The 16,346-nt window shown below is 73.5% G+C and carries 13 protein-coding genes and 1 pseudogene; 6 read left to right on the forward strand and 8 right to left on the reverse strand.

What is annotated here, in order from left to right:
- Window positions 1–21 precede the first annotated feature (21 nt).
- The 3 genes from AB0C01_RS01575 to AB0C01_RS01585 are packed head-to-tail and all read left to right on the forward strand — an operon-like array spanning window position 22 to window position 2,491.
- Entirely contained in the window at window positions 22–645 is a 624-nt protein-coding gene (locus AB0C01_RS01575) for a sugar transferase (protein ID WP_357245677.1), read from the forward strand.
- Entirely contained in the window at window positions 642–1,289 is a 648-nt protein-coding gene (locus tag AB0C01_RS01580; RefSeq protein ID WP_357245679.1) for a NeuD/PglB/VioB family sugar acetyltransferase, read from the forward strand. Before AB0C01_RS01575 ends, AB0C01_RS01580 begins: the two co-directional genes overlap by 4 nt.
- Window positions 1,286–2,491 (forward strand): glycosyltransferase family 4 protein, encoded by a 1,206-nt coding sequence (locus AB0C01_RS01585; RefSeq protein ID WP_357245682.1) that lies wholly within the window; start codon window positions 1,286–1,288, stop codon window positions 2,489–2,491. The genes AB0C01_RS01580 and AB0C01_RS01585 overlap by 4 nt, the downstream gene beginning before the upstream one ends.
- Before the next feature lie 61 nt (window positions 2,492–2,552).
- Here AB0C01_RS01585 and wecB read toward each other — a convergent pair whose 3' ends face one another.
- From wecB to AB0C01_RS01600, 3 genes are read right to left on the reverse strand one after another with little or no spacing between them, the layout of a single operon-like run.
- Window positions 2,553–3,677 carry a UDP-N-acetylglucosamine 2-epimerase (non-hydrolyzing) gene (wecB, locus tag AB0C01_RS01590; RefSeq protein ID WP_357569936.1) on the reverse strand — a complete coding sequence of 375 codons (1,125 nt, stop codon included), beginning with the start codon at window positions 3,675–3,677 and terminating at the stop codon, window positions 2,553–2,555.
- A 22-nt stretch (window positions 3,678–3,699) separates the two neighbouring features.
- Window positions 3,700–4,824 (reverse strand): NAD-dependent epimerase/dehydratase family protein, encoded by a 1,125-nt coding sequence (locus tag AB0C01_RS01595; protein ID WP_357245688.1) that lies wholly within the window; start codon window positions 4,822–4,824, stop codon window positions 3,700–3,702.
- Window positions 4,818–5,858 (reverse strand): polysaccharide biosynthesis protein, encoded by a 1,041-nt coding sequence (locus AB0C01_RS01600; protein WP_357245691.1) that lies wholly within the window; start codon window positions 5,856–5,858, stop codon window positions 4,818–4,820. The genes AB0C01_RS01595 and AB0C01_RS01600 overlap by 7 nt, the downstream gene beginning before the upstream one ends.
- A gap of 266 nt (window positions 5,859–6,124) precedes the next feature.
- On the opposite strand from AB0C01_RS01600, the gene AB0C01_RS01605 reads away from it, so the two are divergent.
- Entirely contained in the window at window positions 6,125–7,513 is a 1,389-nt protein-coding gene (locus AB0C01_RS01605) for an O-antigen ligase family protein (RefSeq protein ID WP_357569937.1), read from the forward strand.
- 16 nt (window positions 7,514–7,529) lie between these two features.
- Here AB0C01_RS01605 and AB0C01_RS01610 read toward each other — a convergent pair whose 3' ends face one another.
- From AB0C01_RS01610 to AB0C01_RS01620, 3 genes are read right to left on the reverse strand one after another with little or no spacing between them, the layout of a single operon-like run.
- Window positions 7,530–8,927 (reverse strand): glycosyltransferase, encoded by a 1,398-nt coding sequence (locus tag AB0C01_RS01610; protein WP_357245697.1) that lies wholly within the window; start codon window positions 8,925–8,927, stop codon window positions 7,530–7,532.
- A complete protein-coding gene (locus AB0C01_RS01615; RefSeq protein WP_357245700.1) occupies window positions 8,917–10,323 on the reverse strand; it encodes a lipopolysaccharide biosynthesis protein in 1,407 nt (468 codons plus the stop codon). The genes AB0C01_RS01610 and AB0C01_RS01615 overlap by 11 nt, the downstream gene beginning before the upstream one ends.
- Before the next feature lie 8 nt (window positions 10,324–10,331).
- Window positions 10,332–11,276, reverse strand: a complete 945-nt coding sequence (locus tag AB0C01_RS01620) for an NAD-dependent epimerase/dehydratase family protein (RefSeq protein WP_357245702.1) — start codon at window positions 11,274–11,276, stop codon at window positions 10,332–10,334.
- Window positions 11,277–11,487: 211 nt separating this feature from the next.
- Between AB0C01_RS01620 and AB0C01_RS01625 the strand changes: the two genes are divergently transcribed.
- Window positions 11,488–12,723 carry a glycosyltransferase family 4 protein gene (locus AB0C01_RS01625; protein WP_357569938.1) on the forward strand — a complete coding sequence of 412 codons (1,236 nt, stop codon included), beginning with the start codon at window positions 11,488–11,490 and terminating at the stop codon, window positions 12,721–12,723.
- On the opposite strand, the gene AB0C01_RS01630 is transcribed toward AB0C01_RS01625, so the two are convergent.
- Window positions 12,639–13,958 (reverse strand): glycosyltransferase, encoded by a 1,320-nt coding sequence (locus tag AB0C01_RS01630; RefSeq protein WP_357569939.1) that lies wholly within the window; start codon window positions 13,956–13,958, stop codon window positions 12,639–12,641. The two genes, AB0C01_RS01625 and AB0C01_RS01630, sit on opposite strands and share 85 nt — an antisense overlap.
- On the reverse strand, window positions 13,955–15,037 hold the full coding sequence (locus AB0C01_RS01635) for a glycosyltransferase (RefSeq protein ID WP_357569940.1): 1,083 nt from the start codon (window positions 15,035–15,037) through the stop codon (window positions 13,955–13,957). Before AB0C01_RS01635 ends, AB0C01_RS01630 begins: the two co-directional genes overlap by 4 nt.
- A gap of 243 nt (window positions 15,038–15,280) precedes the next feature.
- Here AB0C01_RS01635 and AB0C01_RS01640 point away from each other — a divergent pair.
- A pseudogene (locus tag AB0C01_RS01640) lies at window positions 15,281–16,342 on the forward strand (glycosyltransferase); the annotation flags it as partial.
- Between the last annotated feature and the right edge of the window lie 4 nt (window positions 16,343–16,346).

Below are 16,346 nucleotides of genomic sequence, written 5' to 3' on the forward strand. Positions count from 1 at the left end.
CCCTACGACACCGTCAAACGGATGCTGGACGTGGTTCTGGCCGCCACCGGCCTGCTGCTCGCGACGCCGGTGCTCGCCGCGGTGGCGCTAGCCGTGCTGGTCACCATGGGTCGGCCCGTGCTGTTCCGGCAGGCCCGCCCGGGTCGGCACGGTCGACTGTTCCGCCTGGTCAAGTTCCGTTCGATGACCGTTGGCGGCGAGGACCAGGCACCCGCCAACGACGCCGTCCGACTCACCAGCTTCGGCCGCTGGCTGCGGACGACAAGTCTCGACGAGTTGCCCCAACTGTGGAACGTGCTGCGCGGCGAGATGAGCCTGGTCGGGCCGCGTCCCCTGCTGCCGGCGTACCTGAGCCGCTACAGCCCGGAGCAGCTCCGCCGGCACGAGGTGCGCCCCGGCATCACCGGTCTCCAGCAGGCGTACGGGCGCAACGCGCTGAGCTGGGACGAGCGTTTCGCTCTCGACGTGCAGTACGTGCGGCACCGCTCGCTCGTGCTGGACGTGCGGATCCTGCTGCGCACGGTACGAACAGTCCTGCTCCGGGAGGGGATCACCGCGGCCGGCGCGGCCACCGCCCACGAGTTCCTCGGCCCGGCCGAGCTGGCCACTGCCGGCGGTCGCGGACCGGCAGAGGGCCGCCGGTGAGCCTGGACATCGTCATCGTCGGCTGCGGCGGGCACGGCCGCGAGGTGCTCGGCATCGTCCGGGCCGTCAACGCCGCCGCCCGTGGTGGCCCGGTGTGGCGGGTGCGGGGCTTCGTCGACGACCAGCCCAGCGAGGTCAACCTGAAACGGGTGCAGCGGCTGGAGGTGCCCTACCTCGGTGGCAGTGCCCGCCTGGGCGAGCAGCCCGCCGGCACCCACCTGGCGCTGGGCATCGGGGATCCGGCCGCGCGACGGTCGGTGGATCAGCGGCTGACCGCGTACCGGCTGCCGGCGGCGGTGCTGGTGCACCCGGACGCCACCGTCGGCCCGGACACCGTGTACGGCGAAGGCCTGATCGTGTTTCCGGGCGCGCGGGTCACCACGAACGTCACGCTGGGCCGGCACGTGCACCTCAACCAGAACAGCGCGGTGGCGCACGACTGCGCGCTGGGCGACCACGTGTCGGTCAACCCGTTGGGGGCGGTCTCCGGCGACTGCCACCTGGGCGACGGGGTGCTGATCGGGGCCGGTGCCGTGGTGTTGCAGAGGCTGCGGGTCGGCGCGGGCGCCACGGTCGGCGCCGGGGCCTGCGTGGTCCGCGACGTACCCGCCGGCGCGGTGGTCAAGGGAGTCCCGGCCCGGTGAGCGTCGGTCCCCGCGCGAGCCGGCCGCTCGGCGTCCGCCAGCTCCGGATCGCGGTGCTGGTCAAGACCAGTACCGGCGGGATGTGGCTGCTGCCGCAGGTCGAGGAGTTGCGGCACCGGGGGCACGAGGTGACAGTCGTGCTGCCGCGCGGAGCCGGCCGACTCACCGACGAGTTGGAGCGCCGCGGGGTCGACGTGCTCAGCTCCCCGTACGACTTCACCATGGGCCGGTACGCGCCCATCGGGCTGTTGCTGCTGCGCGCGCTGCTGCGCCGGTTGCGCCCGGACGTGGTGCAGTACCACCTGATCGCCTCGGCGTACGCGGTGCGACTGGCCACGCTGGGCCTGCCGCTCCGCCGGGTGCACATGGTGGCCAACCCGGCGTACCTGGAATCCCGGTTGGTCCGCTCGGCGGAGTGGTTGCTGTGGCGGCTGGACGACGTGCTGATCTGCGGCTGCCGCTACGCCTCCGCCCGCTACGGCGAGTTGGGGTGTCCGCCGCAGCGTCGCCCGGTCGCCGTGTACGGGGTGGACACCGACGCGTTCAGCCCGGACGCCACCGGCCCGGACCAGCGGGCGAAGCTCCGCGCCGAGCTGGGCATCGACCAGGGCGTGTTCCTGGTGGTGATGGTCGCGCACGTCTACCCGCCGAGGTGGTTCATCCACTCGGGTCGGGGGGTCAAGGGGCACGACGTGCTGCTGGACGCCTGGCGGACGTTTCGTCGCCGGCACCCGGACGCGCACCTGCTGCTGGTCGGTGGCGGCTGGACGGCTGCCGGTGAGGACTACCGGCGGCAGCTCGAGGATCGCTTCGGCGTCGCCGGTGACCCCGGGATCACCTGGGTGGAGTCGGTCCCGGACGTGCGGCCCTGTTACGCCGCCGCGGATGTCAGCGTGTCCCCGTCCCTCGGCGACGGCCCCGGCGCGGCGGTACAGGCTGGCGCGATGGGTGTGCCGAGCATCGTCAGCGCGGCCGGTGGTCTGCCCGAGGCGGTGACCGAGCGGTCCGGTTGGGTCGTCCCGCCGGGTGATCCGACGGCTCTGGTGGCGGCGCTGGACTCGGCGTACCAGGGGTGGGTCGCGGGCCGGCTCAGCCTGTGCGGCCGGTTGGCCCGCCGCCACGTCCTGACGTCCTTCGACGACCTGCGGGCGGCGGCCGAGGTGGCGGACATCGTCGAGGACGTGGCGGGCCGGCGGCGTTGAGCACGCCGCGGGGCGGCCGGTGGCCGGTCCCGCCGGACCACCGACCGCCCGTGGTGGCGGCTCAGTGCCGGATGCCGGCCCAGTCGTGGTGCCGGCGCACGGTGGAGAGGATGAAGTCGACCACCCGCCGCGAGGTGTCCGGCACCTGGTAGTCGGCCGGGCAGGGCACGCCGTCCGCCGCGACCTGCGCCACCGTGACCTCGACCGCCTCGACCACCCCCTGCGGGTCGAGACCGGTCATGATGATCCCGCCCGCGTCGAGCGCCTCGGGGCGTTCGATGGACTCCCGCAGGGTCACCGCGGGGAAGCCGAGGATGGCGGCCTCCTCACTTATCGTCCCGCTGTCGGACAGGGTGCAGAACGCCTTCGTCTGCAGGTGCACGTAGTCGAGCAGACCGAACGGGTCGTGGAAGGCGATGCCGTCCAGCGCGGTGGCGTCCGGGGCGAGGGCCTCCAACCGCTTGCGGGTGCGCGGGTGGGTGGAGACCAGCACCGGGTAGCCCCAGCGGTCGCGGACCGCGACCAGGCAGTCCAGCAGCCGCCGCAGCCGGTCGGGCCGGTCCACGTTCTCCTCCCGGTGGGCGCTGACCAGGAAGTACCGGCCGTCGTCCAGCTCCAGTTGCCGGAGGATGGTCGAGCTGGCGATCGGTGCCCGGTAGTGCTCCAGCACCTCCCGCATCGGTGAGCCGGTGTGCAGGATCCGGCGCGGGTGCAGGCCCTCGGCGAGCAGGTTACGCCTGGCGTGTTCGGTGTAGACCAGGTTGAAGTCGGCGACGTGGTCGACGAGTCGCCGGTTCGTCTCCTCCGGCACGTTGAGGTCGAAGCAGCGGTTGCCGGCCTCCATGTGGTAGACCGGCACTCGCATCCGCCGGGCCATCAGCGCCGCGATGCAGCTGTTGGTGTCGCCGAGCACGAGCAGCGCGTCCGGTCGCAGCTCGGCGATCGCCGCCTCCATGCCGACCAGGACGCCGCCGAGCACCCGGCCCAACGAGGTGGTGTCGACGCGCAGGAACCGGTCCGGTTCGCGGAGTCGCAGCTCCTTGAAGAACACGTCGGAGAGGGTGGTGTCCCAGTTCTGCCCGGTGTGCACGAGCACGTGGTCGACGGTGTCGTCCAACCGGCTGAGCACCCGGGACAGTCGGATGATCTCGGGACGGGTGCCGACGACGGTCATCACCCTGGTCATGTGGTCTCCCTCCGCCTGTCACTCACCGGGCGCCCACCGGCACCAGGTGTTCGTCGCCGACCGGCTCCGGCCACGTGTCGGGCCGTTCCGGGTCGAACAGCTCGTTGGTCCAGAAGAGGGTGAGCAGCTCGTCCGGGCCGGTGTTGGTGATGTTGTGCGCCCACATGGTCGGCATGTCGACGACCACGGGCTGGTCGCCGCTGACCGGAAACCGGACGACGTCGGTGTCGCCGACGCGGCGCAGGCTGATCTCGGCGGTGCCGCGCAACACCACGAACCGCTCCACCTTGGCCAGGTGGAAGTGCTCACCCCGGGTGATCCCGGGCCGGGTGGTCGAGCAGAAGGTCTGCCCCGCTCCGCCGTGCGCCTTGACCGTCTCGACGAGGGCACCCCGGGCGTCGGCCCGGGTGGGCAGGGCCAACGGGTAGTGCGCCGGGAAGCAGTGCGACCGGTAGGTGTTGAACAGCCGCACGTCGTGCCGGTCGCGCAGCGGCGGGATCTCGCCGGTGCGGTAGACGCCGGCGTACGAGGTGAGCTGGTCGGCGAGGTCGCGGACGCCGATCCGCAGGGCCGGCAGCGCCGGGTCCCAGGAGCCGGCCGCCGCGACGCCGGCCAGTCGGGCGGCGGCGTCGGTGACGTGCACCAGGTCCAGCTGTCGGTCGGCGTGCACCTCCGGCCGGCCGCCCTCGGCGAGGACCCGGCAGAAGGTGGCGACGGCCGAGTTGTACCAGGGTCGGCCGTGCTCGCCGTACAGGTTGGGCAGCAGCACGTCGTCCAGGGGTACGCCGGTCTCGGCGAGGATGCCGGCGGCGGTGGCCTTGGCGTCGCCGTAGGGGGTGCCGTTGCCGGCCTGCACGGAGTTGGCGAAGACCACCCCGATGGGCGGGTCCGGGCAGGCGCGCAGGCCGTTGGCGAGCTGGGCGGCGAGCTGGACGTTGCCGGCCGCCACGTCGGCGGGCTCCCCCCGGTTGACCCCGGCCAGGTGCAGCACCCGGTCCACCCCGGCGATCTTGCGGGCGACCACCGCCGGGTCGGCCAGATCGGTACGGGTCAGCACGGTCGGCTCGGGCCAGCCGAGCGCGCGCAGCAGGACCCGCACGTGCCAGCCGAGGAAACCGCCGGCGCCGGTGACGGCGAGGCTCAGCACGCCAGCACCGGATCCCGCAGCGCCAGCTCCGCGCGGATCTCCGGCAGCGACTTGAGCAGCCGCACCACATCGGGTACGCCGAGCCGGGTGGCGTTCGCCGAGTTGAAGTCCGCGCCGGGCCGCTCGCCCAGCTCGCCCTCGGAGACGTACAGCGCGTAGTTGAGGTCGCGCGCGTCCAGCGGCACCCGGTAGAAGTCCCCGAAGTCGTCGGCCTGGGCCAACTCCTCCCGGCTCGCGAGGGTCTCGTGCGACTTCTCGCTGTGCCGTACGCCGATGATGTCCAGCTTGAACGGCACGTCGAACAACTGGCAGACGGCCTCGGCGAGGTCGCTGATCGTGCAGGCGGCGGCCTTGCGGATGAACACGTCGCCGGGGCGGGCGTGGTGGAAGGCGTGCTCGACCAGGTCGACGGAGTCGGCGAGCGACATCAGGAAGCGGGTCATGGCCGGGTCGGTGACGGTGGGCGCGCGGCCGGCCTTGATCTGCTCGATGAAGAGCGGGATGACCGAGCCACGCGAGTACATCACGTTGCCGTACCGGACGCAGGACACGGTGGTGGCGCTGTTCGGGTTGTTGCGGGCGTACGCCTGGGCGACCTTCTCCATCAGCGCCTTGCTCATGCCCATGGCGTTGACCGGGTAGACGGCCTTGTCGGTGCTGAGCACGACGACCGAGCTGACGCCGTTGTGCGCGGCGGCCTCGACCACGTTGCCGCTGCCGAGGATGTTGGTGCGCACCGCCTCCAGGGGGAAGAACTCGCAGGACGGCACCTGCTTGAGCGCCGCCGCGTGGAAGACGAAGTCGACGCCCCGCGTGGCCCGCAGCACCGTGTCGATGTCCCGGACGTCGCCGACGTGGTAGCGCATCCGCTCGTCGCCGATGGAACGCCGCATGGCGTCCTGCTTGGCCTCGTCCCGGCTGAGGATCCGCACCTCGGCGACGTCGCGGTCGAGCAGTCGCCGCGCCATGGTCTGTCCAAAGGATCCGGTCCCACCGGTGATCAGCACCCGGCGGCCCGCGGTCATCACGCTCATTGACTCTCCCGTTCGTCACCCGACGGGCGGTTCTCACCCGTCGACCCGGCGCGCACAGCCGCTGCGCGCTGTGGCACGGGCGCCGGTCTCCGGTGGTCAGGCGGAAGCCCCGCCGGATGCGGCACCCGGGTCAACGAGGGGCCTCAGCAGCAGATACGTGTATGGGCGGCAAACGGGCCAAACGAGCTATAGGGCACTCAGAAAACATGTCGGTGTATGCAGTGATTTGGCCACTTCGCACCGTCGCACCTGGTAGAAACGGTTCCGTGCCTCGCCGAGCCTGTCCAGACGGGCGCGGGGCGCACACGCTGGCCGACGCGCCGCCGCGACACCACCCGACCCACGCCCCGCGACACCACCACACCGCCGGTGCCCAACTGGTGCCCGCCCCGTTGGCCCCACCCGGACGGCGACCCGCGGCACAGCCCGGCCCCTCGCCGGCCGCGCCCACCGGCAGCCTGCCCGCCGTGCTGGTCCTGTGTGTCGCCGCCTACCTGGTGGCCCGGCCACCGTGGTGGTCGTTCAACTACGTGGCGATCCTCGCCGTGTTGGCCGTCGTGCTGAGCGGCCGGCTGCCCCGGCTGCGGTCGGTCGACACCGTCGCGCTGCTCACCGCCGGCTGGGCCGCCGCCAGCCTGCTCTGGACCAGCCACCCCGACATCACCGGACCCGCCGCCTACCGGTACGTCTCGGTCAGCCTGCTCTTCGTGGCCTGCCGACACGTCGTCCGGGGCCGCCGGGACCTGCTGCTGGTCGGTTGGACCTTCCTGCTCGGCTGCGCGGTGGTCGCCGTCGAGGTGGCGACCGGCGCCCGGTCCCAGGGGCAGGTGGTCCTCTTCGCCGAGCGCTACGGCATCGACGGTCGGGAGGTGAACGGCACGGCGTACACCCTGGCCGCCGGCGTGGTGCTGGCCCTGGTGCTCGCCGCGGCCGGCGCGCACCGGCCGGTCCTGCGTCTCGCGCCGCTGGCCCTGGCCGTGCTGCTCGGGTACGGCGTGCTGCTCACCGGCTCGCGTGGCGCGGCCATCGGCATCGTGGCCGGTCTCGTCGGCGCGCTGGCCACCCGCGTGGCGCCTCGACTGACCGGGGTCACCGTCGCCGGGCTCGCCGCCACGCTCATCGTCCTAGTGCCGTTCGGGCTGACGCCGAGGGCGGAGCTGCTCTGGCTCGACGGCCTGTACGGACGACCCACCGGCGACATCTCCGGACGCCTCTGGATCTGGCCCTACGCGTTGTCGACCTGGTCGGAGTCACCGCTGAACGGATCCGGCGCGGGAGTCTTTCTCAGCACCAACCCGTACGAGATCGGGCCACACAACCTGCTCCTCACCGTCGGCAACGACCTGGGGCTGGTCGGCGTGCTGCTCTACTTCGGCGCGATGACCGCGGCGCTCGTCGTCGCGGCCCGCACCGGCCGAGCCGGACTGCTGCTGGCCTGCGCGTTCACCGGCGTCATGCTGCCGATCTGGCTGACCGGCCAGTGGGAGACGTCCCTCGCCTTCTGGCTGGTGCTGGCGCTGGTCACCGTACTGCCGGGGATCTGGGGTCCGCCGGCGGCGCCCCGGCACTCCCGCGCCCGCCGCCACCGCCCGGCCCCGGCCGCGCTCGTCGGCAGCGGCGACGGCCGGACGGTCCAGGCTGGCCTCCACCGCTGACGGGCCGGTCGGCGCGTCAGTCGGCGTCCGCCAGCGCCCCGGCCCGCCCGGATCGGGGCACCGGTGGCCGGTCGACCGGACAGGTCGCCGCCTCCCGCAGCACCTCGGCGAAGCGGGCCGCCACCTGGTCGGTGCGGTGGTGCCGCACCGCGTACGCCAGCGCCCGCCCGCCGAGCCGGGCCCGTAACCCGGCGTCGGCGCAGAGCGGGGTGAGCGCCCCCACGAGTGCCGCCGGGTCGTCGGTTCCGACCACCGCGCCGGCGTCGGCCGCCGCCAGGTGCGCCATCGAGGCCAGTTCGGCCGGGCCGAATCCGACGACGGGACGGCCGGATGCCAGGTACTGCGGGATCTTGGTGGACAGCGAGTAGCGGGTGTAGCGACGGTGCTCGGCGGCGAACGACTCGACGTGCACCAACACGTCGGAGCGGCGCAGCACAGCGGCGACCTCGTCGCTGGCCAACGATCGGCCCAGGCGCACCGCGGACAGCCCGGTGAACGCGCCGGCGTACCGCGCGAGGTCGGTCGCCGGGGCGTGCACGGTCAGCCGGGCCGGTGTCCCCTGGTCCGCCAGGCGAACGACGGCCTCGCCGACGCGGCGCAGTGACCGCCACCGGTCCAGGTGCAACCCGCCCACGTAGACCAACTCGACAGGCGCCCCGACCGGGCGGTCCGGCGCGGGCCGGTCCGGGTCGGCGAAGTCCGCGGCGTCCACGCAGTTGCCGAAGGCGGCGAAGGGCAACCCGTAACGGCGTTCGAACTCCCGCGCCATCGCCACGCTGATCCCCATTCCGTACGAGGCGTGCCGCAGGACGTCCCGGAAGCCGGCACGGACCGCGAGCCGGGGCAGCCCCAGCACCTGACCGCCGGTGTAGAGCGTGGTGGGCCAGTCGTCCATGAAGTGCGGCACCAGGGGCACCCGGCACTCCTGCGCGGCGGCGACGGCGAGGCGCATCATCCGGATGCTGCCCAGCGTGGTGTAGATGACGTCCGGCCGCTGCTCCCGCAGCCACCGACGGACGTCGTCGGGAACACGGACCGGGCTGAGGTCGACGAAGGCACGGAGTTGGGTGCGCAGCCGGGCACGCACCGGGCCGGGCCCGGGATCGCGCGCCACGCCGGTCGGGCCGGCGGCGCCTGGCGCACCGGTCGCGCCGAGCAGCACGGACCGGACCGGTCGGCGGACGCGTTCCCACTGCCGGAACAGGTGGTACTCCACCGGAGCGTTGCGCGGCGCGAACCGGGCGAACGTGCCGACGGCGTCCGGACCCGGGGCGCGGTCCTCGGCGTAGAGCTGGGCGAGGCGGTCCCCCGGCCAGCCGGTGAACAGGTTCGACAGGGTGATGCCGGTGCCGGTGGAGCGATCGAACACGGCCGCGCTCACCACCAACACGCGGGGATAGTCGTCAGCGCGCATGGTCGGACACCAATCTCCGCTCGATGGTCGGGCCACGGTGCAGCCGCAGCGTCCGGCGATATCCGTACAGCGCCGCCGGCACGACGGTCAGCGCGTAGCCGACCGCGCCGACCCAGGGCACGGCGGCGACGGCGATGCGGTCGGCGGCGTACCACTTGCCGAGCACCGACAACACCAGGAACGCCGCCCAGCCGCACAACTGCGGGACGAGGACGCCGCCGGCGTTCTGCACCATGAACCGGGGCGAGAGCGCCGACTGGAGCAGCCACCAGACGCCCAGCCCGGCCAGCAGCCACCGGTCACCGCCCATCGGCACCGGCAGCCAGGCCGCGAACAGCCACTCACCGAAGGCGACGAGCACGGCGGCCGGCAGACCGGCGGCGAGCACGGACAACACGGTCATCCGTCGGGTGGTGCGGCGGACCCAGTCCACCTGGCCCTGGGCCAACGCCTCGCCGTTGGCCGGCCACAGTGGCACGTTGACCAGGACGACGAGCTGGCCGAGTTGGGACAGCAGCTTCGCGGGCACCACGTACCCGGCGACGGCGGACAGGCCGAGCGCGTGCGCGATGATCAGCGTGTCGGCGTTGGTGGCGAACGAGATGACCACGGTCAGCACGAAGAACAGCCCACTGAGCCGGGTCAGCTCCAGGGCGGCGTGCGCCTGCACGGCCCTCGGCGTGGGTCGGATCCGCGGCTCCTGCCGGCCGAAGAACCAGAGCGTGTTGAGCAGGTTGACCAGCAGCGGCGCGGCCACCGACAGGGCGACCACCAGGAGCGGCGACCAGCCGGCCCAGACCACGCCGAGCACCGCGCCGAGCGCGGCCAGACTGCCCGCGGTCTGCCACACGTTGCTCCGACCGACCTGCTGGTAGGCGTACTGGACGCGGGCGATCAGGCTGAGTGGGATGTTGAGCGCGAACGCGGTGAGACAGATCAACGAGATCATCCGGGTCTGCTCCGGGCTGACCTGACCTGTCACGTTGAACAGCGCCGACCAGGGCACGGCACCGGCGAAGACCCAGAGCAGGCCGGTGAGGGCGAGCGCGAGCCCCGACAGGGTCAGGTACGCGCTGGAGATGTAGCGACGGGCCTGCGCGGTGTCGCCGTGGGCGTAGCAGGGGGCGAGCTTCGTCATCAGCCCGCTGCCCAGCCCCAGGTCGGCGAAGGCGGCCATGCCGGCCAGCGCGGCCACCGCCATCCACAGGCCGTACAGGTCGTTGCCGAAGTAGGGCAGCGTCACCGGCACCAGGACGATCGGCACGATGAGCCCCGCCGCCCGGCTGAGCAGCGCCGTCGCCACCCCGGAGACGAGCCGGCGACCACGGTCGGGAAGTCGACGGTGCGTTCCCGGTCGGCGGGCGCGCCGGGTCCGCTCGACGACCCCGGACGACATCGACGGCCCTACTGACTCGCGAGCACGTGACCCGCCATCCAGGACACCGTGCGCTCCAGGCCGGTGCGCAGCGGCACCGGCCGCACCCCGGGGAACAGCTCTCCCAGGCGGGTGCAGTCGGCCTGCGAGTCCCGTACGTCGCCCGGGCGCGGCGCCTCGTGCACGACCGGCAGCGGCCGGCCCATGATGTCCTCCAGCTCGGCGATCAGGTCGAGCAGGGAGACCCGCGCGCCGAAGGCCAGGTTCACCACGTCGGTGGTGGACACCCGACGGACGACGGCGTCGACGATCACCGAGGTGACACTGCCGACGAACGTGAAGTCGCGGGCCTGCCGACCGTCGCCGTGCACGCGCAGCGGCTCGCCGGCGAGCGCGGCGGTGACGAAGCGGGGCAGTACCGCGGCGTACGCGTGGTGCGCCGCCTGCCGGGGACCGTAGACGTTGAAGAAGCGGAACGGCAGCACACCCAGGTCGTAGCAGGCGGCGTAGGCGACCGCGTACGCCTCGGCGGCCAACTTGGAGACCGCGTACGGGGACACCGGGATCGGGCGCAGCTCCTCCTGGCGGGGCAGCACCGGGTTGGCGCCGTAGACCGACGACGAGGACGCGAGGATCACCTGTGGGACGTGGTGCCGGCGAGCCGCCTCCAGCACCAGCAACGTCCCGGTGGCATTGGCGTGGTGGCTGGGCAGCGGCCGGTCGATCGAGCGCGGCACGGAGCCGAGAGCGGCCAGGTGCACCACGGTGGCCGCCCCGGCGAACGCCTCGTCCAGCAGGTCCGGGTCGAGCACGGAGCCCCGGTGCAGCCGGACGGGCTGGTCGTGCAGGTTGTCCAGCAGGCCGGTGGAGAGGTCGTCGACCACCACGACGTCGGTCACCTGGGGTGCCTCGTCGAGCGCCCGTACCAGGTTGGCGCCGATGAACCCGGCGCCGCCGGTCACGACTACCTTCAACGCGTCTCCCCGTTCGGCTCGGCCCCGGGCGGCGGGCGCTGGGGGTGCCCGCTCGGTGGGGCCGTGGCAGCGCCGCTGGGGCCACTAGTGTGACAACGAGCGCTGTTGCCGCAAGTCACGCGAAGCGGACACCGACCCGCGTGTCCTTCATTCCCTTCCGTCAGTTGTCTGCCCAGGTGGACGAGTTGACGTCGACGGGAGTGCCGGGCACATGCGAATCGGACTGATCAGTCAGTGGTACCCGCCGGAGAGCGCCTTCGTGCCGGGTCAACTGGCCACGGAGTTGGCCCGACGCGGTCACGAGGTGCGGGTGCTGACCACCTTCCCGAGCCTGCCGCTCGGGCGGACCTACCCGGGTTGGCGGCAACGCTGGAACCACCGGGCCACCGATCGCGGGGTGACCGTCCGACGGGTGCCCGCGTACCCGAGTCACGACCGATCCGGTCTGCGCCGGGCGGCGAGCTATCTCTCCTTCGCCGCCACCAGCACCCTGGCGGCCCCGCGCCACCTGCACGGCGTCGACGCGCTCTACGTCTACCATCCGCCACCCACCGCGTACGCCGCCGCCGGTCTGCTGCGGTTGTTGCGTGGCGTCCCGGCGGTGCTGCACGTGCAGGACCTGTGGCCGGAGTCGGTGACCGCGTCCGGGATGGCCCCGCCGGGGCTGGCCGGGCAGGCCATGGACCGGGTCCTGACCGGCATGATGCGCCGCATCTACCGCGCCTGCGCCGGCATCGCGGTGATCGCGCCCGCCATGGCGGAACAGGTGGTCGAGCGGGGTGTCGACCCCGGCGCGGTGCGCACCGTCTTCAACTGGACCGACGAGGCGCTGTTCCGGCCGGTGGCCGGCACCGATTCGGCCCGGGCGACGATCGGGCACCGGGGGCGGGTGACGGTGATGTTCGCCGGCAACCTGGGTGTGTTGCAGGGCGTCGACGTTGCCATCCGCGCGGCCGCGGCGGCGCCGGACGCGGTGGACCTGGTCTTCGTCGGCACCGGGCTGGGTGCGGAACAGGCCCGGCGACTCGCCGACGAGTTGGACGCGGACAACGTGCGGTTCGTCGGTCGCCGTCCGGCCGCCGAGATGGCCGAGCTGTACGCCGCCGCCGACTACCAGTTGGTCATGCTGCGCGACCTGCCCTGGTTGCGCGGGACGGTGCCCTCGAAGTTGCAGGCCGCGCTGGCCTGCGGCGCCCCGGTGCTGATGTCGGCCGACGGCGACGCCGCCGCGCTGGTCAGCGCGGGCGGGGCGGGTCTGGTCTGCCCGCCGGACGACTGGCGGGCGTTGGCCGACCAGTTCGCCGCCGCCGCCCGGGTGCCGGCCGAGCAGCGGATCGCGATGGGCCGGCGGGGTCGCCAGCTCTACCTGGACCGGATGTCGTTGCGGGTCGGCGTCGACCAGATCGAGGACCTGCTCAGCAAGGCGGCGGCGCGCGGCCGGGGCTGAGTGGCGCGCCCGTCGGGCGGCCCGGCCAGCCCGGCGAGGAAGTCGCGCACGCGGCGACCCTGTGCGACCGGGTTACGCGTCTCCCGCACGAAACGGGCCCCGCCGGCGCCCAGCGCCCGGGCCTCGTCCGCCGGCAGCGCCAACACCCGTGCGACGGCTGTCCGCAGCCCGTCGGCGGTGTCCGGCTCGGCGAAGGACAGCCACGGCGCGTACTCCCCGGGAATGCCGGGCAGTCGGGTGCTCACCACCGGCACCCCGGCGGCGAGATACTCGATGATCTTCGACGGGAAGGACCAGCGGACGAAGTCCTGGTCCACCGGACGCGGGTTCACCAGCACGGCCGCCCGGGCCAGCCGCGGCAGCAACTCCGGCCGGGGCAGCAACTCCGGAGGCACGATGCGCCGATCCACGGCGGCCTGGTCGCGCAGCCAACCCGCCAGTTCGCCCCGGCCGTACACGCACAGCCGCAGGTCGTCCCCGGGCAGACCGCGGAACGCCTCGACCAGCCGGTCGACGCCGTAGGCACGGCTCAGGCCCCCCGCGTACACGATGTCCCTGGTCGCACCGGGCGGCAGCACCGCCCGGGCGCCCTCGCGCAGCTCAAGCGGATCGGCCGAACAGATGCCCTCGAGCACCAGCCGGGGCCGGCCGGGCGCGAAGTCCTCGGCGAGCGCGGCGGTCAGCGCGATCACCCCCGAGCAGCGGGCGAGGGCGGCCCGGACCAGCGCGACGTCGAGCCCGCGCAGCAACCGGACCAGCCGACCGTCGCCGGGCAGCGCGACACCCGGCGGGTCGGTGAGCACCGGCACCACGTGGACGCCGCGGCGGCGCAGCACACCGAACCAGAGGAACGGCGAGTGCACGCCGTGCACCAGCAGGACGTCGGCGTCCCGCTCGCGCAGCGCCCGACCGCCGGTACGCCAGGCGGCCACGAACCGGGTGAGGTGCTTGAGGCCGAGCAGGTTGACGAACGCCAGCAGCTGCCCGTCCACGTCGTCCTGCCGGAACCGGCCCGCCCGGAAGCGGACCTGCCCGTTGCCCGGCCAGGTGGACACCGGCGCGGCGGAGAGCAGGTGCACCGGGCAGTCGGCGGCCCGCAGGCTCCGCACCACGCTCCAGGCGAAGGTGTGCGTCTGGGTGGGCAGGTGGGTGTCCCGGGCGATGATCTCGGCGAGCAGGTCGTCCGGCACGGTGAAGCCCAGCAGGGTGACCCGGGGGCCGCGTCGCTGCGTCACCGTCCCTCCCCGAGGATCTGCTGATAGACCCGATCGAGGCGACCGAGCATGACGTCGAGGCCGTAGTCCTCGGCCACCACCTTGCGACCCAACTCCCCCACGTGGCGTCGTTCGGCGGCGTCGTCCAGCAGCGGGATCAGTGCCGCGGCCAGGGCATCCGGGTCACCGGCCGGCACCAGCCGGCCGCCGCCGGAGCGCAGCACCTCGACGTTGCCGCCCACCGCCGAGGCGACCACCGGCAGTCCGTACGCCATCGCTTCGAGCAGCGCGTTGGAGAGGTTCTCGTGCAGGGTCGGGAAGACGAAGAGGTCCGCCGCGGCGAGCAGGTCCGGTACGTCGAGACGATTGCCGAGCAGGCGCACCTCGACCTGGCCGGCGTCGGCCAGCGCCGCCGCGATGCCGTCGCGGTCCGGCCCGTCGCCGGCGACCAGCAGCACCCGGCGGGTGGCCGACGGCGGCAGCCGGCGTACCGCGTCGGCGAGGACGCCGTACCCCTTCTCCCAGGTCAGCCGGGACACCGCGATCATCGCGACGTCGTCGGGGCGCAGGCCCAGCTCGGCGCGGACCCGGTCCCGGGCGGCGTGTGGACGGGTCGGCAGCGGCACCCCGTTGGGGATCACCCCGACGAACTTCGCGCCCAGGCCGGACAGGAAGTCCCGGCCGGCGGCGTACGCGCAGACGGTGCCGACGTGGCTGGCCAGCCGCAGCGTCAGGGGCTCAGCCCCGTGCACGAGCAGTCGTCGCCGCCAGGGACGACCCGGCTGACGCAGGTCCCGTACGGTGCCGTGGACGGTGACCAGGACCCGTGGGCAGCCGGCGAGGCGGGCGGCGAGCACGCCGTGGAACCCCTCGTTCTGCAGACCCCGCACGTGCACCAGATCCGGGCGGACCCGTCGCAGCAGGCGCACCCACTCCCGCAGCAGCGGCAGGTTCAGGCTGCCGTTGCCGGCGTGCTGGTGCATCCGGACGAACTCGTACCGGTCGGCCAGGGGCGAGGCGAGCACCCGTTGCACGGCGGTCAGCGGGCCGTTGGCCCCGGGGGCGCCAGCCGAGTGCTGCACCACCACCGGTCGGCTCACGACGGCACTCCGGCCGACGCGAGCCGGCGCCGGACGTCGCGCACGGCTGCACGCTGCATGTCTCCTCATTTCGACGGCCCGCCTAGACTAAGCAGTCATAATGGCACAAATCACTTGGATCTCCTGAGGGGGTGGAGCGTGGGCGAGCCCACCACCAGCACGGACCTGATCCCCGCCCTGCGGCCCACCGCTACGCCCGCGGTGCTGGCGCTGGCCGCGTACCGGTTTCCGCACGGCGACGCGATGTCCAACCGGCTCCTGCAACTCGTCCGGTCCGCCACCCCGCCGGGGGGCGTGGCCCTGGTGGTCAACGACTGGCCCGACGACGGGTCGCGCCCACCCTCCCCCGTGGACCTGCCACCCGACGTCCGCCTGATCACGCTGCCCCGCCGCCGCCGGGGCGGTGGGGCGCTCGGCCGCTGGTCGCACCGGCGACTCCGCCCGCTGCGGGTGCTGGCCGCGCTGCGCCGCGCGGGCGTCCGTCCGGGCGACCTGGCCGGCGTGCACCTGCCGCTCGGGCTGTGGGACCTGGCGACCTGGGCGGTGCTGCGGGTGGCGGTGCGGTGCCCGGTGACGGTGGACGTGCTGGAGCAGCACGACCGGGCCCAGTTCCCCCGCGGCTGGCGGACGCCGTACTTCCTCCGGCACCGCTGGGCGTCCTTCTGGGCCGGACGACTCGCCGACCAGGTCATCGTCATCTCCGAGCTGCTGGAGCGGCACTTCGTACGCCAGGGCCGGCCGACCCTTGTGGTGCCGCCCCAGGTGGACCGCGCCGACTACGCCGACCCCGCACCACCCGCACTCGACGACGGGCTCCGACTGCTCTACGCCGGGTCGGCAGGTGCGAAGGACCAGTTGGCCGTGGTCCTGGAGGGCATCCGTCTCCTCCCGCCCGCCGACCGGGCCCGGGTGCACCTGGTGATCGCCGGGATCAGCCGGGAGCGGGCCGGCCAGCTCTCCGACCTGGACGAGGCCGGGCTGGCCGCCCTCGACGACCAGGTGAGTTTCCTGGGTCGGGTCTCCCGCGACCGGGTGCTCGCCGAGCTGCGCCGGGCGCACTTCTCCGTGCTGGTCCGCCCGCCGCTCGGATACGCGCAGGCGGGCTTCCCCTCCAAGGTGCCGGAGAGCCTCGCCGCCGGGTGCCCGGTGCTGCTCAACCTGACGAGTGATCTCCGGCGGTACCTCGTGGACGGCCGCGAGGGCATCGTCCTCGACGGCGCGGCGGCGGAGGACGTCCGGCGCGGGATCGAGCGCGCGCTTCGGCTCGACGACCCGGCCTGGCGGGCGATGAGTCGCGCCGCCCGCGAGC

Origin of the sequence: Micromonospora sp. NPDC048905, assembly GCF_040649655.1 — a bacterium.
Taxonomy (GTDB): domain Bacteria; phylum Actinomycetota; class Actinomycetes; order Mycobacteriales; family Micromonosporaceae; genus Micromonospora.

Coding starts and splice junctions, on each gene's coding strand:
- AB0C01_RS01575 (WP_357245677.1), top strand. CDS start 22: ATGCTGGACGTGGTTCTGGCCGCCACCGGCCTGCTGCTCGCGACGCCG.
- wecB (WP_357569936.1), bottom strand. CDS start 3,677: ATGACCAGGGTGATGACCGTCGTCGGCACCCGTCCCGAGATCATCCGA.
- AB0C01_RS01600 (WP_357245691.1), bottom strand. CDS start 5,858: ATGAGCGTGATGACCGCGGGCCGCCGGGTGCTGATCACCGGTGGGACC.
- AB0C01_RS01610 (WP_357245697.1), bottom strand. CDS start 8,927: ATGCGCGCTGACGACTATCCCCGCGTGTTGGTGGTGAGCGCGGCCGTG.
- AB0C01_RS01615 (WP_357245700.1), bottom strand. CDS start 10,323: ATGTCGTCCGGGGTCGTCGAGCGGACCCGGCGCGCCCGCCGACCGGGA.
- AB0C01_RS01625 (WP_357569938.1), top strand. CDS start 11,488: ATGCGAATCGGACTGATCAGTCAGTGGTACCCGCCGGAGAGCGCCTTC.